This is a genomic window from Streptomyces sp. NPDC012466 (assembly GCF_042955215.1).
Lineage (GTDB): Bacteria > Actinomycetota > Actinomycetes > Streptomycetales > Streptomycetaceae > Streptomyces.
Genome location: NZ_JBIBEQ010000002.1, coordinates 927,344 through 951,533, shown reverse-complemented (window position 1 = coordinate 951,533; position 24,190 = coordinate 927,344). Strand labels below are relative to the sequence as shown.

Annotated in this window: 22 protein-coding genes and 1 tRNA gene; 13 read left to right on the top strand and 10 right to left on the bottom strand. The window is 73.1% G+C overall.

Translation table 11 applies throughout. The features are described from left to right. The first annotated feature begins 152 nt into the window (after window positions 1–152). The 4 genes from ACFY9E_RS11905 to ACFY9E_RS11890 all read left to right on the top strand — a co-directional run bounded on the left by ACFY9E_RS11905 (window position 153) and on the right by ACFY9E_RS11890 (window position 7,278). Complete coding sequence (locus ACFY9E_RS11905; protein ID WP_390981825.1) at window positions 153–1,046, top strand: FAD binding domain-containing protein; 894 nt, start codon at window positions 153–155, stop codon at window positions 1,044–1,046. Then, a complete protein-coding gene (locus ACFY9E_RS11900) occupies window positions 1,043–3,508 on the top strand; it encodes a 2Fe-2S iron-sulfur cluster-binding protein (RefSeq protein ID WP_390981822.1) in 2,466 nt (821 codons plus the stop codon). Before ACFY9E_RS11905 ends, ACFY9E_RS11900 begins: the two co-directional genes overlap by 4 nt. Beyond that, complete coding sequence (locus ACFY9E_RS11895; RefSeq protein ID WP_390981819.1) at window positions 3,505–5,814, top strand: molybdopterin cofactor-binding domain-containing protein; 2,310 nt, start codon at window positions 3,505–3,507, stop codon at window positions 5,812–5,814. Before ACFY9E_RS11900 ends, ACFY9E_RS11895 begins: the two co-directional genes overlap by 4 nt. A gap of 297 nt (window positions 5,815–6,111) precedes the next feature. Next, window positions 6,112–7,278: an SUKH-4 family immunity protein gene (locus ACFY9E_RS11890; RefSeq protein ID WP_390981816.1), complete on the top strand. Its 1,167-nt coding sequence runs from the start codon at window positions 6,112–6,114 to the stop codon at window positions 7,276–7,278. Between the two features lie 11 nt (window positions 7,279–7,289). Here ACFY9E_RS11890 and ACFY9E_RS11885 read toward each other — a convergent pair whose 3' ends face one another. Further along, on the bottom strand, window positions 7,290–8,510 hold the full coding sequence (locus tag ACFY9E_RS11885; protein WP_390981813.1) for an LAETG motif-containing sortase-dependent surface protein: 1,221 nt from the start codon (window positions 8,508–8,510) through the stop codon (window positions 7,290–7,292). A gap of 212 nt (window positions 8,511–8,722) precedes the next feature. Here ACFY9E_RS11885 and ACFY9E_RS11880 point away from each other — a divergent pair, with 212 nt between their 5' ends. Both ACFY9E_RS11880 and ACFY9E_RS11875 read left to right on the top strand, forming a co-directional pair. Then, window positions 8,723–9,211: a DUF6083 domain-containing protein gene (locus ACFY9E_RS11880; RefSeq protein WP_390981811.1), complete on the top strand. Its 489-nt coding sequence runs from the start codon at window positions 8,723–8,725 to the stop codon at window positions 9,209–9,211. A 71-nt stretch (window positions 9,212–9,282) separates the two neighbouring features. Continuing rightward, window positions 9,283–9,690, top strand: a complete 408-nt coding sequence (locus ACFY9E_RS11875) for a hypothetical protein (protein WP_390981808.1) — start codon at window positions 9,283–9,285, stop codon at window positions 9,688–9,690. 3 nt (window positions 9,691–9,693) lie between these two features. On the opposite strand, the gene ACFY9E_RS11870 is transcribed toward ACFY9E_RS11875, so the two are convergent. Further along, a tRNA-Cys gene (locus tag ACFY9E_RS11870) sits at window positions 9,694–9,768 on the bottom strand. 249 nt (window positions 9,769–10,017) lie between these two features. Here ACFY9E_RS11870 and ACFY9E_RS11865 point away from each other — a divergent pair. From ACFY9E_RS11865 to ACFY9E_RS11840, 6 genes are all read left to right on the top strand, one after another. Further along, complete coding sequence (locus ACFY9E_RS11865) at window positions 10,018–11,811, top strand: MFS transporter (protein WP_390981805.1); 1,794 nt, start codon at window positions 10,018–10,020, stop codon at window positions 11,809–11,811. Window positions 11,812–12,033: 222 nt separating this feature from the next. Beyond that, the gene (locus tag ACFY9E_RS11860; RefSeq protein ID WP_390981802.1) at window positions 12,034–12,234 is read left to right on the top strand and encodes a hypothetical protein; all 201 of its coding nucleotides are present in this window, start codon (window positions 12,034–12,036) and stop codon (window positions 12,232–12,234) included. Next, entirely contained in the window at window positions 12,231–12,605 is a 375-nt protein-coding gene (locus ACFY9E_RS11855) for a type II toxin-antitoxin system death-on-curing family toxin (RefSeq protein ID WP_390981801.1), read from the top strand. The genes ACFY9E_RS11860 and ACFY9E_RS11855 overlap by 4 nt, the downstream gene beginning before the upstream one ends. A 137-nt stretch (window positions 12,606–12,742) precedes the next feature. Next, window positions 12,743–14,542: a DEAD/DEAH box helicase family protein gene (locus ACFY9E_RS11850; protein ID WP_390981798.1), complete on the top strand. Its 1,800-nt coding sequence runs from the start codon at window positions 12,743–12,745 to the stop codon at window positions 14,540–14,542. Between the two features lie 366 nt (window positions 14,543–14,908). Then, a complete protein-coding gene (locus ACFY9E_RS11845; protein WP_283972987.1) occupies window positions 14,909–15,550 on the top strand; it encodes an IclR family transcriptional regulator in 642 nt (213 codons plus the stop codon). A gap of 76 nt (window positions 15,551–15,626) precedes the next feature. Beyond that, window positions 15,627–16,418, top strand: a complete 792-nt coding sequence (locus ACFY9E_RS11840) for a S16 family serine protease (protein WP_390981796.1) — start codon at window positions 15,627–15,629, stop codon at window positions 16,416–16,418. Here ACFY9E_RS11840 and ACFY9E_RS11835 read toward each other — a convergent pair. From ACFY9E_RS11835 to ACFY9E_RS11805, 7 genes are all read right to left on the bottom strand, one after another. Continuing rightward, window positions 16,415–16,600: a hypothetical protein gene (locus ACFY9E_RS11835; protein ID WP_390981793.1), complete on the bottom strand. Its 186-nt coding sequence runs from the start codon at window positions 16,598–16,600 to the stop codon at window positions 16,415–16,417. The two genes, ACFY9E_RS11840 and ACFY9E_RS11835, sit on opposite strands and share 4 nt — an antisense overlap. Window position 16,601: 1 nt before the next feature. Then, window positions 16,602–17,186 (bottom strand): helix-turn-helix domain-containing protein, encoded by a 585-nt coding sequence (locus tag ACFY9E_RS11830; RefSeq protein ID WP_390981792.1) that lies wholly within the window; start codon window positions 17,184–17,186, stop codon window positions 16,602–16,604. 67 nt (window positions 17,187–17,253) lie between these two features. Continuing rightward, window positions 17,254–18,216, bottom strand: a complete 963-nt coding sequence (locus ACFY9E_RS11825; RefSeq protein WP_390981790.1) for a glycine betaine ABC transporter substrate-binding protein — start codon at window positions 18,214–18,216, stop codon at window positions 17,254–17,256. Then, entirely contained in the window at window positions 18,213–19,019 is an 807-nt protein-coding gene (locus ACFY9E_RS11820) for an ABC transporter permease subunit (protein WP_390981788.1), read from the bottom strand. Before ACFY9E_RS11820 ends, ACFY9E_RS11825 begins: the two co-directional genes overlap by 4 nt. Then, window positions 19,016–20,275, bottom strand: coding sequence for a betaine/proline/choline family ABC transporter ATP-binding protein (locus tag ACFY9E_RS11815; RefSeq protein ID WP_390981786.1), 1,260 nt, complete (start codon window positions 20,273–20,275; stop codon window positions 19,016–19,018). Before ACFY9E_RS11815 ends, ACFY9E_RS11820 begins: the two co-directional genes overlap by 4 nt. After that, window positions 20,268–20,915: an ABC transporter permease subunit gene (locus ACFY9E_RS11810; RefSeq protein ID WP_390981784.1), complete on the bottom strand. Its 648-nt coding sequence runs from the start codon at window positions 20,913–20,915 to the stop codon at window positions 20,268–20,270. Before ACFY9E_RS11810 ends, ACFY9E_RS11815 begins: the two co-directional genes overlap by 8 nt. Before the next feature lie 18 nt (window positions 20,916–20,933). Beyond that, complete coding sequence (locus ACFY9E_RS11805) at window positions 20,934–21,404, bottom strand: Lrp/AsnC ligand binding domain-containing protein (protein ID WP_390981781.1); 471 nt, start codon at window positions 21,402–21,404, stop codon at window positions 20,934–20,936. A 123-nt stretch (window positions 21,405–21,527) separates the two neighbouring features. Between ACFY9E_RS11805 and hppD the strand changes: the two genes are divergently transcribed. After that, a complete protein-coding gene (gene hppD / locus ACFY9E_RS11800) occupies window positions 21,528–22,673 on the top strand; it encodes a 4-hydroxyphenylpyruvate dioxygenase (RefSeq protein ID WP_390981778.1) in 1,146 nt (381 codons plus the stop codon). A 51-nt stretch (window positions 22,674–22,724) separates the two neighbouring features. On the opposite strand, the gene ACFY9E_RS11795 is transcribed toward hppD, so the two are convergent. Beyond that, the gene (locus ACFY9E_RS11795) at window positions 22,725–24,164 is read right to left on the bottom strand and encodes a tetratricopeptide repeat protein (protein WP_390981776.1); all 1,440 of its coding nucleotides are present in this window, start codon (window positions 24,162–24,164) and stop codon (window positions 22,725–22,727) included. Between the last annotated feature and the right edge of the window lie 26 nt (window positions 24,165–24,190).

The window sequence follows — 24,190 nt, the reverse complement described above, 5'->3', positions numbered from 1 at the left end:
ATCTCGCCGGTGAGGTGGGCGAATGCCTCCTAGCGGACCCGTGTCTTCGGCGCTCGCCAAGATGTGCCAGAGTTGCCACGTCCGCCCTGTCAGCACGTACCGTACGGCAGCACAGGTGGGACCAGGTGGGGCAGCGGGAAGGGGCAGCCGGTTTGACCACGCACGCACCGCAGGCGGCGCAGGCCGTCACGCTGCCCACAACACTGGACGAGGCCGTGGCGGCACTCACCGCCGTGCCCGCCGCCGTGCCCGTCGCGGGCGGCACCGACCTGATGGCCGCCGTCAACTCCGGGCAGCTCAGGCCCGCCGCCCTGGTGGGCCTCGGGCGGATCAAGGAGATCCGCGGCTGGCAGTACCTCGACGGTCACGCGCTGCTCGGCGCGGGTCTCACGCACGCGCGTATGGGCCGCCCCGACTTCGCGGCCCTCATCCCGGCGCTCGCCGCCGCCGCGCGTGCCGCGGGCCCGCCGCACATCCGCAACGCGGGCACCCTGGGCGGCAACATCGCCTCGGCCGCCCCCACCGGGGACGCGCTGCCGGTGCTGGCCGCCCTGGAGGCGACACTGATCATCGCGGGCCCGGGCGGAGCCCGCCGGGAGATCCCCGTGTCGCACCTGCTCGCCGGGATGGACATGCTCCGCGCCGGCGAACTCATCGGCTACGTGCGCGTGCCGCTGCTGCACGCCCCGCAGGTCTTCCTGAAGGCGACCGGCCGGACCGGTCCGGGGCGCGCGGTGGCGTCCGTGGCCCTGGTCCTGGACCCCGCGCGCCGGGGCGTGCGCTGCGCGGTGGGCGCCATAGCGCCGATGCCGCTGCGGCCGCTGGACGCCGAGCAGTGGGTCGGCGGCCTCATCGACTGGGACAACAACCGGGCGCTCGTGCCGGAGGCGCTGAGCGCGTTCGGGGAGTACGTCGCCGCGGCCTGCATCCCCGACGCGGCGCCGGCCGAGGACGGCTCGGTCGCGCAGCTTCCGCCCGCCGTACTGCACCTGCGGCGCACCGTCGCCGCGCTGGCCCGACGAGCACTGGGGAGGGCGCTGTCGTGACCGACGACCAGCACGGAGAGGGCACACCCCGGGGCGGCAGCCGCTGGGACCCGCTGCCCCAGGGCGAGTACGACGACGGCGCCACGGCCTTCGTCGAGCTCCCCGAGGGGGGCGTCGACGCCCTGCTGGCCGCCGACAGCCCCCTCGCCGCGCCGGGCCACGGCTATGTGCCGCCGCAGATAACGGTCACCCCCGCGACGACGGCCGGAACCGACCCGGCGGCCACGGGCGCGTGGCCGGTGCCGGGCGCGCCCGCCGACGGGGCGCAGTGGCACGACCCGAACGCCGGGCACCAGCAGCACGGTCACGAACACGGCGCGCACCAGCAGCAGGGCCACGACCTGCCCGAACAGCCGTACGGCCCCGACACGCCGTACGACCCCGGGACGCCCTACGGCTCCGACGCGGGGGCGCGGCAGCACGCCGGGGACGACCGGTTCACGTACAACCCGGCAGCGACCGGGCAGTGGAACTTCGAGGAGACCGCGGCCGCCGCCGCGCCCGGCCACGACGTGACGGGGCAGTGGTCCATCCCTGTCGCCGGGGGTGACCTCCCGGACGAATCGGGCGAGTTCACCACGTCCTCACTGGTCGAGCAGTGGGGCGGCACCCCGCCGGCCACGCTGCCGGGCGGTGCGCCCGCGCCGTGGGCCACGCAGGCCGCGGGCCGGCCGTGGGGGCAGCAGGACCCGCAGGACACGGCGGCGCAGGAGCAGCCGGGCTACCCCCACGAGTACGAGCACGAGCAGGGGCACGGACAGGGACGGCGGGCCGACGCCGGACCGGCCTCCGGATACGCCCCCGACCAGCAGGCCGCCGGGCCGTTGCCGCAGGAGGCGGGCCCGGACGAGGCCGGGTACCCGCAGGACGGCCACGCACCGGGAGTCCACGAGGACACCGGCCCCGAGCACGGGACCGGGCAGTTCGGCCACGCGCCGGAACCGTCCGGGAACGCCGGGCACGGTCCGCAGACGCCCACCGCCGCTCACGCGCCCCAGCCGTCGGAGTACGCGCCGGAGGACCCCGGGGCGACCGGCCACACGGCGGAGCCGTCCCGCTATGCCGACCACGGGCCGGAGCCCACCGGCTTCCCCGACCACGGGCCGGAGTCCGCCGAGTTCGCCGATCATGGGCCGGAGCCCGCCGGCTTCCCCGACCACGGGTCGGAGTCCGCCGAGTTCGCCGACCGCGGGCCGGAGCCTGCCGGATTCGCCGACCACGGGCCGGAGTCCGCCGAGTTCGCCGATCACGGGCCGGGGTCCGACGGCTTCGCCGGCCAGGGGCAGGAGTCGGCCGGCGCCCTCGGCCATGGCCCCGAGGCCGCCGGTTTCCCCGACCACGGGCCCGAGTCCGCTGGTGCCGCCGACCAGGGGCCGGAGGCGGACGGCCTCGCCGGGCACGGGCCGGACCCGTCCGGTGCCGTCGGTCACCCGATGCCCGCCGCTCAGGCGCCCGAGCCGTACGCGGAGGCCCCCGGCGAGTTCCTCCCGGAATCCGTGCACGAGGCGCACGCGGAAGCCGCCGCGCTTCCGCGGGACGCTCAGGGCGCTCAAGACGCCCAGGAGACCTCACAGTCCGCTTTGGGGTCCGGTGAGCCCGCCGATACCGCCGAGGACGCTCCAGGGGCCCCAGAGGCCGCTGACGGCCCCTCCGAGGCCGCTGCCGGGCCCCTGCGGGCCCCGGCGGAGGCGGACGCCGGCACCGGAACGGATGCCGCCGACGGCGAGACCCGGGACGGCCAGGCTCCCAAGGAGGACCCGGCGACCGACCCGGCCGGCACCCCGGACGCCCCGCCCGGTGCCGCCCCCCAGGAGGAACACCCCCTCGCCTCCTACGCCCTGCGCGTCAACGGCACCGACCGCCCCGTCACCGACGCGTGGATCGGCGAGTCCCTGCTGTACGTGCTGCGTGAGCGGCTCGGACTCGCGGGGGCCAAGGACGGCTGCTCGCAGGGCGAGTGCGGCGCGTGCAACGTCCAGGTCGACGGGCGGCTCGTGGCGTCCTGCCTCGTCCCGGCCGTGACCGCCGCCGGCAGCGAGGTCCGCACCGTCGAGGGTCTGGCCGAGGACGGGCAGCCGTCGGACGTGCAGCGGGCGCTCGCGCGCTGCGGCGCCGTGCAGTGCGGCTTCTGCGTCCCCGGCATGGCGATGACCCTGCACGACCTGCTGGAGGGCAACCCGGCCCCCAGCGAGCTGGAGACCCGCCAGGCACTGTGCGGCAACCTGTGCCGCTGCTCCGGCTACCGGGGCGTGGTGGACGCCGTCAAGGAAGTCGTCGCCGAACGCGAGGCCCACTCCGCGCCCGCCGACGGCGACACCGACGAGGCCCGCATCCCGCACCAGGCGGGCCCGGGCGCCGGTGGCGTGAACGCGTCGGCCTTCGGAGCGCCCCCGGAACCGCACACCCCGCACTCCCCGGACCCGCACGACCAGCCCTACGGCCAGGACGGAGGCCCAGCGTGAGCAACGAAGCAGCCACCGCACAGGCCGCGGAGGCCGCCCCCGCCCCCGAACCCCTCCCGCACGGCATCGGCGCCTCGCTCCCGCCCGCCGACGCCCGCGCCAAGACGGAGGGCACCTTCCCGTACGCCGCCGACCTGTGGGCCGAGGGCCTGCTGTGGGCGGCCGTGCTGCGCTCACCGCATCCGCACGCGCGCATCCTGTCCATCGACACCACCCACGCGCGCGAGATGCCCGGCGTCCGCGCCGTCGTCACCCACGAGGACATCCCCGGCAGCCCGTTGCACGGCCGCGGCAAGGCCGACCGCCCGGTCTTCGCCTCCGAGGTCGTGCGCCACCACGGCGAACCCATCGCCGCCGTCGCCGCCGACCACCCGGACACCGCGCGCATGGCGGCCGCCGCCGTCATCGTCGAGTACGAGGTGCTCGACCCGGTGACCGACCCGGAGCAGGCCTTCGAGGCCGAGCCGCTGCACCCGGACGGCAACCTGATCCGGCACATCCCGCTGCGCCACGGCGACCCGGAGGCGGCCGGCGAGATCGTCGTCGAGGGCCTGTACCGCATCGGCCGCCAGGACCCCGCGCCCATCGGCGCCGAGGCGGGCCTGGCCGTGCCGCGCCCGGACGGCGGGGTGGAGCTGTATCTCGCCTCCACCGACCCGCACGCCGACCGCGACGCGGCCGCCGCCGCCTTCGGCCTGGAGCCCGAGCGCGTCAAGGTCGTCGTCACCGGTGTCCCCGGCGCCACCGCCGACCGCGAGGACCAGGGCTTCCAGCTCCCGCTCGGCCTGCTGGCGCTGCGCACCGGCTGCCCGGTGAAACTCACCGCCACGCGCGAGGAGTCCTTCCTCGGCCACGTCCACCGGCACCCCACCCTGCTGCGCTACCGCCACCACGCCGACGCCGAGGGCAGACTCGTCAAGGTCGAGGCGCAGATCCTGCTCGACGCGGGTGCCTACGCCGACACCTCCTCCGAGGCCCTGGCCGCCGCCGTCGCGTTCGCCTGCGGCCCCTACGTCGTCCCGAACGCCTTCATCGAGGGCTGGGCCGTACGCACCAACAACCCCCCGTCCGGCCACGTGCGCGGCGAAGGCGCGATGCAGGTCTGCGCCGCCTACGAGGCGCAGATGGACAAGATCGCCAAGAAGCTCGGCATCGACCCGGCCGAGGTGCGGCTGCGCAACGCCCTGGCGACGGGCGACGTGCTGCCGACCGGCCAGACGGTGACCTGCCCCGCCCCCGTGGCCGAACTGCTCCAGGCCGTACGCGACTTCCCCCTCCCGCCGCTGCCCAAGGACACCCCCGAGGACGAGTGGCTGCTGCCCGGCGGCCCCGAGGGCGCGGGCGAACCGGGCGCGGTGCGCCGGGGCGTGGGCTACGGCGTGGGCATGGTGCACATGCTCGGCGCGGAGGGCGCCGACGAGGTCTCCACGGCCACCGTGAAGGTCCACGACGGCGTCGCGACGGTCCTGTGCGCGGCCGTCGAGACCGGCCAGGGCTTCACGACGCTGGCCCGGCAGATCGTCCAGGAGACGCTCGGCATCGACGAGGTGCACGTGGCGCCGGTCGACACCGACCAGCCTCCGGCGGGCGCGGGCTGCCGCGGCCGGCACACCTGGGTCTCGGGCGGGGCGGTGGAGCGCGCGGCCAAGATGGTCCGCACCCAGCTCCTCCAGCCGCTCGCCCACAAGTTCGGCATGTCGACGGAGCTGCTCCAGATCACCGACGGGAAGATCACGTCGTACGACGGGGTGCTCTCCACGACCGTCACCGAGGCGCTGGACGGCAAGGAACTGTGGGCCACCGCCCAGTGCCGCCCGCACCCGACCGAGCCGCTGAACGAGACCGGCCAGGGCGACGCCTTCGTGGGCATGGCCTTCTGCGCGATCCGCGCGGTGGTGGACGTCGACATCGAGATCGGTTCCGTACGGGTCGTGGAGCTGGCCGTCGCCCAGGACGTGGGCCGCGTCCTGAACCCGGCCCAGCTCACCGCCCGGATCGAGGGGGGTGTGACCCAGGGCGTGGGCATCGCGCTCACGGAGAACCTCCGCACGCCACGCGGTCTGATCCGCCACCCCGACCTGACCGGGTACGCCCTCCCGACCGCCCTCGACGCGCCCGACATCCGCATCGTCCGGCTGGTCGAGGAACGGGACGTGGTCGCCCCCTTCGGGGCCAAGGCGGTCAGCGCGGTGCCGGTGGTGACGTCCCCGGCGGCCGTGGCGTCCGCCGTCCGCGCCGCGACGGGCCGCCCGGTGAACCGCCTCCCCATCCGCCCCCAGGCCGCGGTGGTCACGGAACGGGCCTGAGGCCCCCGCCGCCCGCGGGGCCCGCCCGGACCCCGCGCACCGGACTCCGCTCCGCCCGCGTGCAACCGACGCCGCGCCAGGGAATGAAAGCGATTTCGGCGGAAAGGGAACGCGCGAGGGTGCTCCGAGCGTCTTGTGAGGTGACGCGGCGCGGTCGTCGGGCGCGCGTCGCTGTTCCGGGGCGTTGTCAGTGGTGGGGCGTACTGTTCTGGGCAGTGGGGAACGGCTGCCGGGCTGGGCCGGGCGGTCCGCCGTGCTCCGTCAGGGGACGGTGAGCAAGCACATGCGGGGGAGCCCATGAGTATGACCGACGCCGGTTCCGCGGTGATCACCCTGACCGAGTCCGAGCTGGATCCGTGGGTGACGCACGCGTCCACGCGGCACTGGCTGACCGGGCCCGGACTCCCCTGCGACAGCGGTGTGCTGAGCTTCGCGGAGCTGAGCCGCGAGGGCCTGCGCACGGTCGCCGACTCGACGGCCGACCCGGACGACCGCCTCTCGGCGGAGCTGCGCGAGCAGTTGGTGATAGGCGGACTGCTGGGCCCCGGCGGCCTGGAGACGGAGTCGGTCCTGCTCGACGGCGCGACGGGCGAGATCTCGACGGCGTACGTCCTGCACGACCGCCCCGGCCCGATGGACCGCCGCCCCCTGGCCCCCTCCTTGCGGACGCTGGTCCGCTTCGCGGAGGCCACGGACGAACTGGCGGGCCTGCGCGGCCAGTTCGCCTCCTACGCGGGCCGCTACGGCCCCAAGGCGGTGGCGGAGGCGTCCCAGCACCTGCTGGCGGTGTTCCGCGACGGCGCGGACGGCGAACCGGCCCCGTTCTGGAAGATGGCGGCACTGATCCGCCCCCTGTCCCTGGTGGCGGGCCGGGGCGGCACGTCCGGCCTCTCCCTGGACCTCCCGCATCGCCTCCTGGACCAGGAGTTCGGCCCCGGCAAGGTGGCGCGCTTCGAGGACGTCGACTTCCCCGCGACCCTCACGCACGAGCCGACCCGCCGCTTCCTGCGCGAGGTGGGCCTCCCGGAGGACGCCCACGTCTTCTCCCTGGACACGGACGTCCCCCTGGCGACGCTCGCCGAGTACCACGCCGACACCGACGCCCCGGCGGAGCTTCCCGCCGGGTCCCACCGCCTGATCCGCCTCGGCCACCTGGTCGAGGACAACAGCCTGGTCGTCGACGGCGCGACGGGCGCGGTCCTCAACTGGAGCGAACCCGAGGCGACGCTGTACCCGCTCAACACGGACGTGTCGACCCTCGCCTTCACCCTCTGGCTCCTGCACCGCGAGCGTGCGATAGACGCCCAGTCGTCCCACGAGCTGACGACCGACACCTACGACCAGCTGGCCATGACGATGCTTCAGGTCCTGTCGACGGTCGACCCGACGGGTGCGACCGCCGACAGACCGGCCCGCCACTACTGGACGCACGCCTTCAAGGACGAGGCGGGCCGGGTGCTCTGACGGGCCCGCCGTCAGGCGGACCCGGAGGCGGTGCGGCGGCGCACGACGAACACCAGGCCGCCGCCGATCACCGCGGCGGCGGCCGCCGCACCGGCGAGCAGCGGGGTGCCGTCGGAGCCGGTGGCGGCGAGGTTTCCGCCGGTCGTACTGCCGGTCGTGGTGCCGGTGGAGCCGCCGGAGGTGGTGCCGGCCGGGGCCGACGCCGAAGGGGAAGCCGTGGCGCCCGTGCCCCCGGCGGCCTGACCCTCCGGGTCGTTGCCGTTCCCGCCGTCGCCGGAGCCGCCGTCGGCGCCGTCCGAGGGGTGCGGCCCGGGCTCGTTGTCGCTCGGCAGGTCGATGCTGATCAGGGCGGTGTTGTTGGCGCGGTTCTTGTCGTACACGGGGGCGATGTCATAGACGGACGACGCCTTGACCTGGCCCTCGGGATCCTGCGCCGTTTTCTTGATCTTCAGTGTGAAGGTGTACATGAGGGACTGGCCGGCGTCGAGGGTCCCGTTCTGCGGCCAGCACACGTACTTGGGCTTGCCCGGGGTCCCCTGCGGTCCGCTCGGCCCGTCGATCCCGAACGGCGCGCAGTCCTTCGGCACACCGACGGCCACGGTGCCCGTCGGGATCTGCACCAGCAGGGCCGGAAGGTCGTCGCTCTCCTGGTTCTGCACCCAGCCGGGGCCGTCGTTGCGCAGGGTCGCCGTGACCGACTGCTCCCCGCCGGCCAGCGCCTCGGTCTCCTCGCCGACCGCGACGAGGTCGGCGGTGTTGTCCGCGGTCAGGGTCAGCCGCCGGTAGCTGTCGTCGAACCCCTCGCCCGGCGCCTCACCGCTCGCGCTCGTGCCGTACTCGACGGCCTCCATCAGCGCGTTGTCCAGCGCCTTGAACCGGACGGGCGTGGTGACGGAGGCACCGGGTTCGATGACCGTGTCGAGCTCGCAGAGCGCCTGCCGCACCTGGTCCTTGACGGTCGAGTAGGTGCAGCCCGCCACCTGCTCGGGGAAGTCCAGCCCCCGCGTCAGACGCACCCGGAAGGCGACCCCGTCCACCGCGGCCGTGCCCTTGTTGGTGAGGGTGACGGACTTGTCGTACACCTCACCCGGCTCGGGAGTCGCGGACGGCAGGGCCGACACGACCAGCCCGGGCCCGCCCTCCTCCGCGTGCGCCAGGGGCGCGGCGACAGCGGGACCGGCGACGGCGATCACGGCAGCGGCCAGGACGGCTGCCGAGGGGCGGAGGTGCACGGGGTTCTCCTCGTCGGAATTCCTCGTCGGCCCCGGAAGGCACGACGACCGGAGCATGGGCTACCGGTCATGTCCTGGACACCTGAGAGGCACGCGGGGTTGTGCGCGACCTCCCCCAGCGGTGAAACGGGCCCGGACACCCCTGGCGGATTGCCCCGTTGCGCCTTGAACGCGCCCTTCCCCCCTCCTGGACCCGCGCCCATGCTCGGCCCATGGGGGACACAGGCGAATGGAGCATCATCCCGTTACCCGACCCGGACGGACACCGGCAGCGGCCACCGGACGCACCACAGCCGTGGGAGAAGACCGACCGGGCCCAGGCCGTGCGGGAAGGCGCCACCGGGCCCGAGCCGCCCGCTCCGCCCCGCTGCCCCCACTGCGGGCTGTCCGGTGAACGGCGTGTCACCTACTACGGCCGGCACGTCCTCCTCGAACCGGACATGCGGGTACCGGCGCACATGGTGCCCGCCTGGCACCGCTGGTACGTGGACTCCAACGGCACGGCGTGGAACAGCCGTCAGGACGAGCCCGCCCCAGGAGCCGTGTGCCACGTACCGCACCGCATCACCTGCCCCGGCCTGAGCCTGGAGGAAGCCGGCCTCCGGCGATGGCTGGAGGCCGTACGCGCGGAGAACGCGCGCCGAGCCCGACGAAGGGCCGACGAGGATCCCGGCCCGGTACCCCTTCCCGACGCCGGCTGACATCGGCAGATCCCCGAGAGGGCCAATAGACTGGTCGAAGGGGTCGGCATGGATCGACCGAGGAGCCTCCCATGAGGAAGAACAGAAGCGGAGTCCGGCGCGCGGCGGGAGTCGTCACCGCACTTGCCACGGCCGCCGCGATCGCCTCCGTAGCCCCGGCCCAGGCTCAGTCCACCGCTCAACTGACCGCGTACGTCAGCGACGGCTGGGGCGGCGGCACCATCACCAGCCAGCCCGCCGGGATCAACTGCCACCAGGAGGCGTGGGACCCGTACGCCTCCGAAGACCCGCAGCCGAACCCGACCGGCACCTGCACCGCGAGCTTCGAGGTCGGAACGACGGTCACCTTCACCGCCACACCCGATACGGGGTCCTACGTCAACGACGGCCCCTCACCGAACCCCGTGACGGTGCGAACCGGTTACAACCACACGTGGGTCATGTTCTGCCCGAGCGGCGGCCTTTGCTCGGCGGGTTAGCGCTGGAGGCCGTGGCGGGATTCGAACCCACGTAACTCGCTTTGCAGGCGAGCCCCTGAACCACTCGGGCACACGGCCGTGATCGAGTTCGGCGTTCCACTGCCGTGGCGGGATCCGGACCCGCGCAAGTGCCGTGTTCGAACTCGGTGTAGTGACCGTAGGTCGGCCGGGCATGGGGCTCAAGAGGTGTCGGGTGGGCTGCAATGTGACTGCCACACGCGGTTCATGAAAGGGGTGGCCGAGAAGAGGGGTGTACGACCAAGGTCTCAGGCGGAGACCGTCTCGGGACAGGGGTCACAGACGGGCGTGCACCTTACGCTGGCGGGCATGACCGTCCCGAAGCCGCGTGATGCCGATGTCCGGGAAGCCGCTGGTCCGCCCTCCGTGGCCGAGCGGGAAGAGGGCGTGCTGGGGGCGGCCCACCGGGCGTTGAGTGTGGGGATCGTCTCCGTCGTGCTGCTCATCGCCTTCGAGGCGACCGCCGTCGGCACGGCGATGCCTGTCGCGGCCCGGGAACTGGACGGGGTGTCCCTGTACGCCTTCGCGTTCTCGGGGTACTTCACGACCAGCCTGTTCGGGATGGTGCTCTCCGGGCAGTGGTCGGACCGGAGCGGCCCCCTCGGGCCGTTGACGACCGGTATCGCCTCCTTCGGGGCCGGGCTGCTGCTGTCGGGGACCGCCGGGACGATGTGGGTGTTCATCCTGGGGCGGGCCGTGCAGGGGTTCGGCGGCGGGCTGGTGATCGTCGCGCTGTACGTCGTCGTCGGGCGGGCGTATCCGGAGCGGCTGCGGCCCGCCATCATGGCCGCCTTCGCCGCGAGCTGGGTGCTGCCCTCGGTCGTCGGCCCTCTCGCGGCCGGCACGGTGACCGAGCAGTTGGGGTGGCGGTGGGTGTTCGTGGGGATACCCGTGCTCGTCGTCTTCCCGCTCGCGCTCGCGCTGCCGCAGATCCGACGTCGGGCGTCGGGACCGGCGGGAGGGACCGCCAACAGGTCCGCCCAGTCGGGGAGTTCCCCCACGACGGACCTGCCCGCCCGGGCGGACCGGCCGGCCCACTCGGATCTGCCGGCCGACTCGGATCTGCCGGCCCACTCGGATCTGCCGGCCCGGGTGGATCCGCCCTTGCCGTCGGATCTGCCCGTCCCGGCGGAACGCACGGCCCTGGCCGACCGGCCTGTCCCGGTGGACCCGGCTCTGACGGCGGACCCGGCCCGGACGGCAGACCCGGCCGGGACGGGGGACCTGCCCGCGCCCGCAAACCTCCCGCCCGCGACGGCAGACTTCGCAGCCACCCGGGCAGACCTCCCGCCCGCCCCGGCGGCCTCCGCGCCCGCCTCCGTCGACCGCCGGCGCATTCGGCTTGCCCTGGCCGTCTCCCTGGGGGCCGGGCTGCTCCAGTACGCCGCCCAGGACTTGCGTCCGCTCTCGCTCCTGCCCGGTGCCGTGGGTGTGGCCCTGCTCGTGCCGGCCGTGCTCGGGCTGCTGCCGCGCGGCACGTACCGGGCCGCCCGCGGGCTGCCGTCCGTCGTGCTGTTGCGCGGTGTGGCCGCCGGGTCGTTCATCGCCGCCGAGTCGTTCGTACCGCTGATGCTGGTCACGCAGCGCGGGCTCAGTCCGACCCTGGCCGGGTTCTCGCTCGCCGCGGGCGGCGGGACGTGGGCGCTGGGCTCGTGGGTGCAGTCACGGCCGCGGGTGGAGCCGTACCGGGAGCGGCTGGCCACGGTCGGGATGCTGCTGGTGGCCGCGGCCATCGCCACGGCCCCGAGTGTGCTGGTCGACACCGTGCCCGTCTGGACCGTGGCCGTCGCCTGGGCCTTCGGCTGCTTCGGGATGGGGCTCGTGATCTCCTCCACGAGCGTGCTGCTGCTCAAGCTGTCCGCCCCCGAGGAGGCCGGCACCAACTCCGCCGCCCTCCAGATCTCCGACGGCCTGTCCAACGTCGTCCTGCTGTCCGCCGGAGGCGCCGCCTTCGCCGCGCTGGGCGGCGGCACGGTGACCCACACGGCCACCCACACCTCCGGCTCCCACCCGGCCGCCTTCACCGCGGTGTTCCTGCCGATGGCGGTGGTGGCGCTGGCCGGGGCCTGGGTGTCGACACGGCTGCGGGAACGGCGACCGTAGATCCGGGGCGGACGGCGGGCGGCGGACGGGGACCGGCGGGCGGCGGACGGGGACCGGCGGACGGCAGACGGGGACCGGCGGATGGCAGACGGGGACCGGCAGACGGGGACCGGCAGACGGGGACCGGCGGATGGCAGACGGGGACGGCGGACGGGGGGCGTGGGCCCCAGGGGAGCGGTAAAGCGGTCGTCACACCGTGATCGCCCGCCGTAGCCTCTGCGCATGTCCCACCTCGTGCTGCCCCTCGACCCCGCCCTGCGCTCGGCCCTCGACGACCTCGCGGACGCGCAGGGCCGCACGCCCGAAGAGGTGGTGCGGGACGCCGTACGCGGACACCTGCGCGAGGAGGGCGGACGCGTGCGTGCCGTCGCTGAAGGGCTCGCGCGGCACCACGCCGAGCTGCTGCGGAGGCTCGGCGAATGACCCGCTACCTGACCGTCGACGAGGTCACCGCCATCGCCGAGGTCGCCTTCGGCGGGCGGCCGCCCGAGGCGCGCGCTCCCGGGCTGCTCGCCTCCGCCGTGCACCGCCCCCGCGCCCGGATGTTCGGCACGGCCGCCTACGACGACCTGTACGAGCAGGCGGCCGCCCTGCTGCACGCGCTCGCCGCCAACCATCCCCTCGTCGACGGGAACAAGCGCACCGCCTGGCTGGCCACCGCCACCTTCCTCGCCCTCAACGGCGTCGACCCGGCCGGGGTGGACCAGGACGCGGCCTATGCGCTGGTCGTCGACGTGGCCTCCGGGGCCGAGGCGGAGGTCGGGAGGATCGCGGTGCGCTTGCGGGGGTTGTGACGTCGGTCCCACCCACCGGTGACCCGGCCCGGTCCGCGCGTGGGTGGGCTCGAGGCGCCGGTAGGGTGGCCCGGTTGTCATACGTAGCCGAGCCGTCAGGCTCCCTCGCACGAGCCGCCCGACCCCCAACGGAGACCGTGACTACCACCGCCGGCACCAGCACTGCCTCGCACCACCTGTCCCCGGCGTTCCCCGGCCGCGCCCCGTGGGGTACCGCCAGCAAGCTCCGCGCCTGGCAGCAGGGCGCGATGGAGAAGTACATCCAGGAGCAGCCGCGGGACTTCCTGGCGGTCGCCACCCCCGGCGCCGGCAAGACGACCTTCGCGCTGACGCTGGCCTCCTGGCTGCTCCACCACCACGTCGTGCAGCAGGTGACCGTGGTGGCCCCGACCGAGCACCTGAAGAAGCAGTGGGCCGAGGCCGCCGCCCGGATAGGGATCAAGCTCGACCCGGAGTACAGCGCCGGGCCGCTCGGCCGGGAGTACCACGGCATCGCCGTGACGTACGCCGGTGTCGGCGTCCGGCCCATGCTGCACCGCAACCGCGTCGAGCAGCGCAAGACCCTCGTCATCCTCGACGAGATCCACCACGCCGGTGACAGCAAGTCCTGGGGCGAGGCCTGCCTGGAGGCGTTCGAGCCCGCGACCCGCCGGCTCGCGCTGACCGGTACACCCTTCCGGTCCGACACCAACCCCATCCCCTTCGTCACGTACGAGGAGGGCAACGACGGCATCCGGCGCTCGGCGGCCGACTACACCTACGGGTACGGCAACGCGCTCGCCGACAATGTCGTCCGGCCGGTCATCTTCCTCTCCTACAGCGGCAACATGCGCTGGCGCACCAAGGCCGGTGACGAGATCGCCGCCCGCCTCGGCGAGCCCATGACGAAGGACGCCATCAGCCAGGCGTGGCGGACCGCACTCGACCCGCGCGGTGAGTGGATGCCCTCCGTGCTGCGGGCGGCCGACCAGCGGCTGACCGAGGTCAGGAAGGCCATCCCGGACGCCGGCGCCCTCGTCATCGCCTCCGACCAGGACTCGGCGCGCGCCTACGCCAAGCTCATCCGGGACATCACCGGCAGCAAGGCGACCCTGGTGCTGTCCGACGACTCCGGCGCCTCCGAGCGGATCGACGAGTTCAGCGCGAACAACGACCGGTGGATGGTCGCGGTGCGGATGGTGTCCGAGGGCGTCGACGTACCGCGCCTGGCGGTGGGCGTGTACGCCACCACCATCTCCACGCCGCTCTTCTTCGCGCAGGCCGTCGGGCGTTTCGTGCGGTCCCGGCGGCGCGGCGAGACCGCCTCGGTGTTCCTGCCGACCGTGCCCGACCTGCTCTCCTTCGCCAACGAGATGGAGCGCGAGCGCGACCACGTCCTCGACAAGCCCAAGAAGGGGGGCGAGGAGGACCCCTACGCCGAGTCCGAGAAGGAGATGGACGAGGCGAACCGGGAGCAGGACGAGGACACCGGCGAGCAGGAGCAGTTCTCCTTCGAGGCACTGGAGTCCGAGGCCGTCTTCGACCGGGTCATGTACAACGGCGCCGAGTTCGGCATGCAGGCCCACCCGGGCAGCGAGGAGGAGCAGGACTACCTCGGCATCCCGGGGCTGCTCGAGCCCGACCAGGTGCAGCTGCTGCTGCAGAAGCGGCAGGCCCGGCAGATCGCGCACAGCCGCAAGAAGCCGGACGAGGAAGCCGACCTGCTCGAAGTGCCGGCCGAGCGGCGGCCGGTGGTCTCCCACAAGGAGATGATGGAGCTGCGGCGGCAGCTCAACACGATGGTCGGCGCGTACGTCCACCAGAGCGGCAAGCCGCACGGAGTGATCCACACGGAGCTGCGGCGCGTGTGCGGTGGGCCTCCGGCGGCCGAGGCGACGGCGGGGCAGTTGAAGCAGCGGATCGCCAAGGTGCAGGAGTGGGCCACGCGGATGAAGTGACGCCGGGCGGCGTCGTCACCGGGCCGGGCCATGCCCGGCCCGTTCCGCATGTGTGGGTGTCGTGCGTGCTCCGTGGGGCGTGACGAGCCCGGTGTTGTACGTATCCGGGCAAACAGAGCCAGTCCGTCCCGAGCTGTGCCCGGATTCTGGACGGAGACTTCCGCTCAGCGAACCTGCTTCGCTACTGTCCGGCTACGCACACGCCCCGTGGCAGCGCCGCCGCGGAGCGCAGCCGTGAAGCGACGCGGTCCGGACAGGCCGGGCCGCCGGCCGCTCGGCGGCCTCTGAAGCGCGTGACCGACGGGACTCGGTGACGCATCCGCCGACCGAGGGGCCGCCGACCTCACCACTGAAGGAGTGGGCGTCGTGACCGCGGAGACCTCCCAGACGCTCGACCGGGGACTGCGTGTCCTCAAGCTGCTCGCCGACACGGATCACGGGCTCACCGTGACCGAGCTCTCCCTCCGGCTCGGAGTGAACCGGACCGTTGTGTACCGGTTGCTCGCGACGCTGGAACAGCACGCCCTCATACGCCGTGACCTCGGAGGACGTGCCCGGGTCGGGCTCGGGGTGCTGCGGCTGGGGCGGCAGGTCCATCCGCTGGTGCGGGAGGCCGCGATGCCGGCGCTGCGATCGCTGGCCGAGGACATCGGCGCGACGGCGCATCTGACCCTGGTCGACGGCGCGGACGCGCTCGCGGTGGCCGTCGTGGAGCCGACCTGGACGGACTATCACGTCGCCTACCGGGCCGGGTTCCGGCACCCGCTGGACCGGGGCGCCGCCGGCAAGGCGATCCTCGGGGCCCGGCAGCACCCGATGGCCGGCCCCGGCTACACCCTGACCCACGGGGAGCTGGAGGCGGGCGCGTGCGGGGCGGCGGCGCCGCTGCTCGGCGTGACGGGCGTCGAGGGCAGCGTGGGCGTGGTGATGCTGGCGGAGGCGGTGCCGGAGCGGGTGGGACCGCGGGTCGTCGACGCGGCCCGGGAGGTCGCGGAGGCGCTGCGCTGACGGACGCCGAGTCGCGGGGGAGGGCCCCCGGCGCCCTGATCCCGGGCGTACCGCACGCCCGCGTTAGATTGATCCCGTGTTCTCTCGCCTCACGCGCCCCCAGGCCATCGCCGTCTGCGCCCTGCCCGTCGTGGCCCTGTTCGCCACGGCGGTGTTCGCGCCGTTGCCGTTCTCGGTGGCGCAGCCGGGGCTGACGGCGAACGTGCTGGGCGAGAACAAGGGCACGGAGGTGATCACCATCTCCGGGGCGCCGGTCCGGGACACCCGGGGCCAGCTGCGGATGACCACCATCGAGGCGACCTCCCCGGGCACCCGCGTCTCGCTCCCCGACGTCATCGACAGCTGGTTCCGCACCGACCAGGCGGTGATGCCGCGCGACTCCGTCTACCCGAGCGGGAACAGCGTCAAGGAGATCGAGCGGCACAACGAGAAGCAGATGAAGGAGTCCCAGGACGCGGCGACGCGGGCCGCGCTGGGGTACCTCGGTCTCGACGACAAGGACGTCGAGGTCAGCCTGAAGCTCGCGGATGTGGGCGGGCCCAGTGCGGGGCTGCTCTTCTCCCTCGGGATCATCGACAAGCTCGACGGCGACGGCACGGGTGGCGATCTCACGGGCGGCCGGGTCATCGCCGGTACGGGCACGATCGACGCGACCGGCCGGGTCGGCGCGGTGGGGGGCGTCGCCCTCAAGACGCAGGCCGCGAAGCGGGACGGTGCGACGGTGTTCCTGGTGCCCAAGGCGGAGTGCGCGGACGCGCGTGCCGAGCTGCCGAAGGGCCTGCGGCTGATTCCGGTGACCACCCTCAAGGGCACGGTGAGTTCCCTGGTGGCCCTGGAGACGGGCAAGGGGTCCGTGCCGAGTTGTTAGTGGGCGGTGGCCGCTGTCCCCGGCCGGGTGGCGAGCCGTAACCCGACTTCTATGAGGGTCCAGCCGAGGCGGGTGCGGAGGTCGTGAGCGGGAGTGGGCCTGACGGGCCCCGTGGCTCCGGCTTCGGCACGGAGTTCGGCGGCGCGGGCGTGGTGCAGGGTGAGGTGGATGTCGGGGTGCATCTCAGTCCGTCCTGATGGGGAAGGCGTGGGTGTGGAAGCGGACCTGCTCGGCGCCAGGGGTGTCCTCGGCGGCCGTGCGGTCGCGGTAGGTCTCGATCAGCGCGTGCATCTTGTGGATGAGCTCCAGCGTCAGCTCGGGGGTCAGTCGCAGCGTGGCGCTGCTCATGTCCCAGGAACTGCTCCATTCCTCGGGCCATGAGTCACGGTTGCCCAGCCACGTCGACAGTTCCCGGGTCTGCGTGGTGGCGCTCTCGTGGAGGTACATGTCCGCCGCCCCGCGTACGGCCGGGTCCGAGTCCTTGAGCAAGGCGTCGTCGAAGTGGAGCCCCCGGTGGATCGCCTGCCACCAACGCTCGCGTCCCTTGCCCCGCTCGGGGGCGTCCTCGACGAAGCCGTACTCCGCGAGCTGGCGCAGGTGGTAGCTCGTGGCGCCGCTGGACTCGCCCAGCTTCTCGGCCAGCTGCGAGGCGGTGGCGGGGCCGCCGAAGCGCAGGGCGTCCAGCAGCTGCATGCGCAAGGGGTGGGCGAGTCCGCGCAGGGACCGGGCGTCGAGGTGCCGTACCTGAGGGTTCTGGGCTTCGGGCATGATGCAAAGCTATCTGTGCAAAGGAATCCTTGCAAGGGGTTCTTTGCAACTCGCGTGACACCCTGGACTAGTCCTTGACGAACCCCTCCTGCATCAGCCAGTCCAACGCCACCTGATGGGGATCCTCCCCGTCCACATCCACCTTCGCGTTCAGCGTCCGCGCCACGGAGTTGTTCAGCTTCGCCGTCACCGGGTTCAGGACGTCCGCGATCGCCGGCCACTCCTTCAGCGTCTTCGCGTTGATCATCGGCGCGGCGTTGTAGTTGGGGAAGAACTTCCTGTCGTCCGCCATGACCGCGAGGTTCATGGACTTGATGCGCCCGTCGGTGGTGAACACCTCGCCGAACGTGCAACTGCCCTTGTCGGTCTGGGTGTAGATGATGCCGGTGTCCATCTGGGTGATGTTCCGGGCGGGGACGTTCATGCCGTAGGCCTTCTGCATGCCCGGCAACCCGTCCGCCCGGTTCGCGAACTCGACCTCCACGCACAGCTTCACGGCCCCCGGGTCGGACTTCGCCAGCTTCGCCACGTCCGACATGGTCTTCGCGCCGTACTTCTTCGCGTTCTGCCGGTTCATCGCCAGCGCGTACGTGTTGTCGAGCTCCGAGGGCGGCAGCCAGACCAGCCCGTTCCCCGCGTCCTCCTTCTTCACCGCCTCCCACTGCGCCCGCGGATCGGTGATCGGCTCGCCGTGCCCGAGGTACGTGATCCAGGCCGTGCCCGTGTACTCGTACCCGGCGTCCGCGTCGCCCTTGCGCACCGCCTCGCGGCTGCCGATGGAACCCTGGATGCCGGTGCGGTCGATCACGTCCGCGCCGGCCGCCTCGAAGGCGATGCCCATGACCGCGCCGAGGATCAGCTGCTCGGTGAACGACTTCGACGTCACCGTCAGATGGGCGCCCTTCAGCGGCTCGCCCCGGCCGATCGAGCCCGGCTCCACATCGTCGGTCAAGGGGGAGCCGCTGGTCAGCCCGCAGCCGGCCGCCGTCAGCAGCAGGCCCGCCGCCGACAGGCACGTACGCCGCCTCATGGCCGCAGCCCCCGCGGCCGCAGCAGCAGTTCGGCGATCGACGCCAGCCAGTCCACCAGCAGGGCCAGCACCACCGTGAGGACCGATCCCAGCACCAGCACCGGCATCCGCTGGTTGGTGATGCCGGTCGTGATCAGCACGCCGAGGCCGCCGCCCCCGCCGAAGACCGCCAGGGTCGCCGTACCGACGTTCAGGACGAGGGCCGTGCGCACACCCGCGAGGATCAGCGGGACGGCCAGGGGGAGTTCCACCCGCGCCAGCACCCCCCACGGGGACATGCCGATGCCGCGGGCCGCCTCCAGCAGGGTCGGGTCGTTCGCCTTCAGGCCGGTGATCGTGTTGGAGAGCACGGGCAGGATGGCGTAGACGATGATGCCGATCAGGGCGGCCCTGCGGCCGATGCCCAGCCAGATCACCAGGAGGGCCAGCAGGCCGATCGCCGGGGTCGCCTGGCCCATGTTGGCGAAGGCCATCGCCACCGGGGTGGCCCTGCTCACCGCCCCGCGGGTCAGCAGGATGCCCAGCGGGATCGCGATGACGAGCACGAAGAACGTGGAGATCACGGTCAGTTGGATGTGCTGCCACAGCGCCTTGGAGACCTGGCCGCCCGACAGGGCGTTGCGGGTGAGCGCGTCCAGGTCGGCCTGCTGGAACCACAGCCAGGTGGCGAGCAGCACGGCGATCAGGGCGACCGGCAGGAACGTCAGCTTCTGCCAGGTGAGGCGGACGGGCCGGCGCTCCGGTGGGGATGCCTCGGCCTCCTCGAGAGGCCCGGAGGTCTCCTCGGCCTCCGTGGCCGTCACCGTTCCCCTCCCGGGCCGCTCACGGTCGCCGGCCCCGCGGCCCCCTCCTGCTCCGCGTGCGTCTGCGCGGCCCGCAGCGACTCCAGTTCGTGCTGGTGCTCCATCGCGTCGAGCCGGTCGGCCTCCAGCATCTCGTGCACGGAGTTGATGAGGGTCTCCATGTCGACGACGCCCGTGTACTCGCCGCGCCGCCCGGTCACCGCCACCCGCCCCGCGTTGTCGGTGAGCACGGCCTCCAGGGCGTCCCGCAGGGTCGCGTCGCGGGTGACGGTGTCGTGCACCAGGGTCCCGGCGCGGGCCAGCGAGCCCCGGGCCCGCATCAGATCGCCGCGCCGCAGCCACTTGTAGGGGCGTCCGCGCCGGTCGAGCAGCAGGATCTCGTTGCTGCCGCTGGTGCGCAGCCGGTTGAAGATCTGCTGCAACGGGTCGTCGACCGTGACCGTCGGATAGTCGGTGATCTCCACGTCCCGTACCCGGGTCAGGTTCAGCCGCTTCAGCGCCGCACCGGCCCCCACGAACCCGGACACGAAGTCGTCCGCCGGGTTCGTCAGGATCGCCTCGGGGGTGTCGAACTGGGCGATGTGCGACCGCTCGCGCAGTACGGCGATCCGGTCGCCGATCTTGATCGCCTCGTCGAAGTCGTGGGTGACGAAGACGATCGTCTTGTGCAGTTCGTGCTGCAACCGGATCAGCTCGTCCTGGAGGTGGTCCCGGGTGATGGGGTCCACCGCCCCGAACGGCTCGTCCATCAGCAGCACCGGGGGATCGGCGGCCAGGGCCCGGGCCACGCCCACGCGCTGCTGCTGCCCGCCCGAGAGCTGACGCGGGTAGCGGCCGTGGAACTCCCCGGGGTCCAGGCCGACGAGGTCGAGCAGCTCCTCCGTCCGCTCCTTGATCCGTGCCCTGGGCCAGCCGATCATCTTCGGGACGATCCCGATGTTCTGCGCGACCGTCATGTGCGGGAAGAGCCCGGCGGACTGGATGGCGTAGCCCACCTTGCGGCGCAGCTTGACCGGGTCCATGTCGGTGACGTCCTCGCCGCCGATGCGGATGCGGCCGCCGGTCGGCTCGATCAGGCGGTTGATCATCTTGAGCGTGGTCGACTTCCCGCAGCCCGACGGGCCGACGAAGACGACGACCTCGCCCGCCTTGATCTCCATGCTCACGTTGTCCACGGCCGGCTGCGCACTGCCGGGGTAGCGCTTGGTCAGGCCCTCCAGCTCGATGGAGGCACCGTGGTCGCCGGTCTCAGGCACGGATCCCCCTGGGAATGGTCAGCCGTCCGATCAGGACGTACGCGGCGTCGAACAGCAACGCCAGGACGATGATGCCGAGCGTCCCCGCGAGGACCTGGTTGAGCGCGTTGGCGCTGCCCAGCGAGGCGAGGCCGCGGAAGATGACGTTGCCGAGACCGGGCCCGGAGGCGTACGCCGCGATGGCCGCGATGCCCATCAGCATCTGGGTGGAGACCCGGATCCCGGTCAGGATCGGCGGCCAGGCCAGCGGCAGCTCGACCCGCAGCAGCCGGGCCGGCCGGGACATGCCGATGCCCGTGGCGGCGTCCACCAGCGTCGGGTCGACGCCGCGCAGCCCGACGATCGCGTTGCGTACGACCGGCAGCAGCCCGTACAGCGTCAGCGCGATCACGGTCGGCGGCACGCCGAGACCCACGACCGGGATGAGCAGACCGATCAGGGCGAGCGCCGGCACGGTCAGGATGGTGGCGGTGGTCGTGGTCGCGAGGTTCCCGGCCCACTCGCTGCGGTAGGTGGCGACACCGATCAGGACCCCGAGCGCGGTCGCGACGACCATGCACTGGAAGACGGCGCTCGCGTGCTGGTAGGCGTCCGTGAGCAGCTGCTGGTGCCGGCTGACCAGGTACTCCCAGAAGTTCACACGCGCTCACCCCACGACTCAGGTCTCCTCCGCGGCCTGCTCCACGAGCGGGATGATCCGCAGCGGAACGGGGTTCTCCATGACGATCGCCGTGGAGGCCCGGACGATGCCATCAAAACCGACGACCCGGTCGATCACACGCTGGAGATCGGCGTTCGAGCGGGCCACGAGCCGGCACAGCATGTCCCCGGTGCCGGTGGTGGTGTGCAGCTCCAGCACCTCCGGCACGGTCGCCAAGTGGGCCCGTACGTCGGCGCCTTGGCCCTGCCGGATCTGGAGCGTCGCGAACGCCGTGACCGGGTAACCGAGCGCGGCCGGATCCACCTGCGGACCGAACCCCCGGATGACTCCGTTCGACTGAAGCCGGTCCAGCCGGGCCTGCACGGTGCCGCGGGCCACGCCCAGCCGCCGGGACATCTCCAGCACCCCGATCCGCGGCTCCCTGGCGAGCAGCAGGATGATCCGGCCGTCCAGATGATCGATCGCCACAGCAGCCTCCCGGCATGGTCATCCTGTACAGAAGGGCCGCCGATACGGCCGTATTGCTGAACAGATTGCCCAGCAGAAACGCAAACTATTGCGCACCTTGCCGGTCAGGGAGACCCTGCGGCTATGACGCAGACCACACACCACACTCCCGACACCGCCCGGCAGGCCGACCCCTTCCCGGTCAAGGGAATGGACGCGGTCGTCTTCGCCGTGGGCAACGCCAAGCAGGCGGCGCACTACTACTCCACCGCCTTCGGCATGAAGCTGGTCGCCTACTCCGGACCGGAGAACGGCAGCCGCGAGACCGCTGCTTACGTGCTGGAGAACGGCTCCGCCCGCTTCGTCCTCACCTCGGTCATCAAGCCCTCCACCGAGTGGGGCCACTTCCTCGCGCAGCACGTGGCCGAGCACGGCGACGGCGTCGTCGACCTCGCCATCGAGGTCCCGGACGCGCGCGCCGCCTACGCCTACGCCCTGGAGCACGGCGCCCGCTCGGTCGCCGAGCCGTACGAGCAGAAGGACGAGCACGGCACGGTCGTCCTGGCCGCCATCGCCACCTACGGCGAGACCCGCCACACCCTCGTCGAGCGCTCCGGCTACGACGGCCCCTACCTGCCCGGCTACGTCGCGGCCAAGCCGATCGTCGAGCCGCCCGCCCAGCGCACCTTCCAGGCGATCGACCACTGCGTCGGCAACGTCGAACTCGGCCGCATGAACGAGTGGGTCGGCTTCTACAACAAGGTCATGGGCTTCACGAACATGAAGGAGTTCGTGGGCGACGACATCGCCACCGAGTACAGCGCGCTGATGTCCAAGGTCGTCGCCGACGGCACGCTCAAGGTCAAGTTCCCGATCAACGAGCCGGCCATCGCCAAGAAGAAGTCCCAGATCGACGAGTACCTGGAGTTCTACGGCGGCGCGGGCGTGCAGCACATCGCCCTCAACACGGGCGACATCGTCCAGACGGTCCGCACGATGCGGGCGGCCGGCGTCGAGTTCCTCAACACGCCCGACTCCTACTACGACACGCTCGGGGAGTGGGTCGGCGAGACCCGCGTCCCGATCGACACCCTGCGCGAACTGAAGATCCTCGCCGACCGCGACGAGGACGGCTACCTGCTGCAGATCTTCACCAAGCCGGTCCAGGACCGCCCGACCGTCTTCTTCGAGATCATCGAGCGCCACGGCTCGATGGGCTTCGGCAAGGGCAACTTCAAGGCCCTGTTCGAGGCGATCGAGCGCGAGCAGGCCCGCCGCGGCAACCTGTGACCCGATCGCCCCACCGAGTGCGTGCGGGTGTCACGGGGCACCCGCACGCACTCATGGCCCGGCCATCTCCGGAACATCCTCGTCCGGCGGTTCCCCCAGCTCCTGCGACGCCTCCCGGGCCGCACGCGCGTGCAGGGGAGAGAAGCGCGGGTTGATCCGCAGAGCCTCCGCGAGGTGCCGGCGGGCCGCGCCGTAGCGCTTCAGCTCCCGCTCGATCACGCCCCGGTGGTACATGGACACCGCGTCGCGCACCCCGCCCCCGCGCTCGGAGTCCGTCGCCGCCAGCGCGAACCGCAGGGCCTTCTCCGGCTCCCCGGCCCGGTACAGCGCCCAGCCCAGCGCGTCGGCGACCTCCGTCCCGGGCTGGCGCCTCCACTCCGCCCGCAGCCGCCGCACCGCCGCCTCCGGATCGCCGTGGTCGGCCTCGAACCGGCCCAGCACCAGTTCCTCGTCCGCCCCGCCCGCGGCAGCGGCCCGCACCCGCTCCCGCAGCAGGTCGTACTGCACCCGGGCCGCTTCCGGCATGCCCAGCGACTCGTACAACTCGCCCAGTTCCAGGGCGTACCGCGGGCACGGCTGCCCGGCGAGGGCCACCCGGTAGGCGTTCAGGGCCTCCGTCGTCCGGCCGAGGGCCGCCAGCGCCCGGCCCTGCCCCGCCTGCGCGGCCCGCTGGTCGGGGTCGAGCCGGACCGCCTCCCGGAAGTGCCGCAGCGCGACCTCGGGGTCCCCGCGCTCCCAGGCCAGCTGCCCGGTCCGCTCCAGGTAGGCCGCCCGCTCGGCGGGGGCCCGCGCGCCCGCCGCCGCGTCCGCCAGCGCGGCCGCCGCGTCCTCCCGCCAGCCCCGGTCCCGGTACACGGCCGCGGCCCGCGCGAGCACGGCCGGGCCGGAGCGCAGCTCGGTCAGCCGGTCCAGCGTCCGCTTGGCCGCCTTGTGCTCGCCGAGCCCGGTGTAGGCGTCGATGAGCAGCGGATACGTCGTCCACCGTCGCGGCTCCAGCTTCAGCGCCGCCTCGCCCCACCGGCGCGCGGCACGGAAGTCCCGGCGGGCGTTCGACAGCGCGGCCAGCCCGGCCAGGGCCCGGGTGTTGCGCTGCGGGCGCACCGTCAGCGACGTCCGTAGCGCGTGCTCCGCGCGCGGGTAGGAGGCCGGGTCCGCCAGACGCCGCCCCTGCTCCACATAGGCCGCCCCGAGCACCGCCCAGGACGTCGCGTCGCGCGGACGGGCCCGCACGGCCTTCTCCCGCTCGTCGATCAGCTCCGCCAGGCCGGGCAGCGCGGCCGGCACCCCGTCGCCGACCGCGGCCATGGCCTGTGCTCCCGGCGACGGCGGGGCGGGCTCGGCGGGCCGCTCCCACGGCAGCAGCACCAGCACCCCGCCCAGCACGGCACACCCCGCGACGGAGGCGATCAGCACCGGGCGGTTGAGCACGCGGCGCTTCGAGCCGCTCTCCCGCCGCACCGGACCCTCCTGCTGCTTCTCCATGCCGCTCACTGTGCGTCAGTACGACGACCACACCC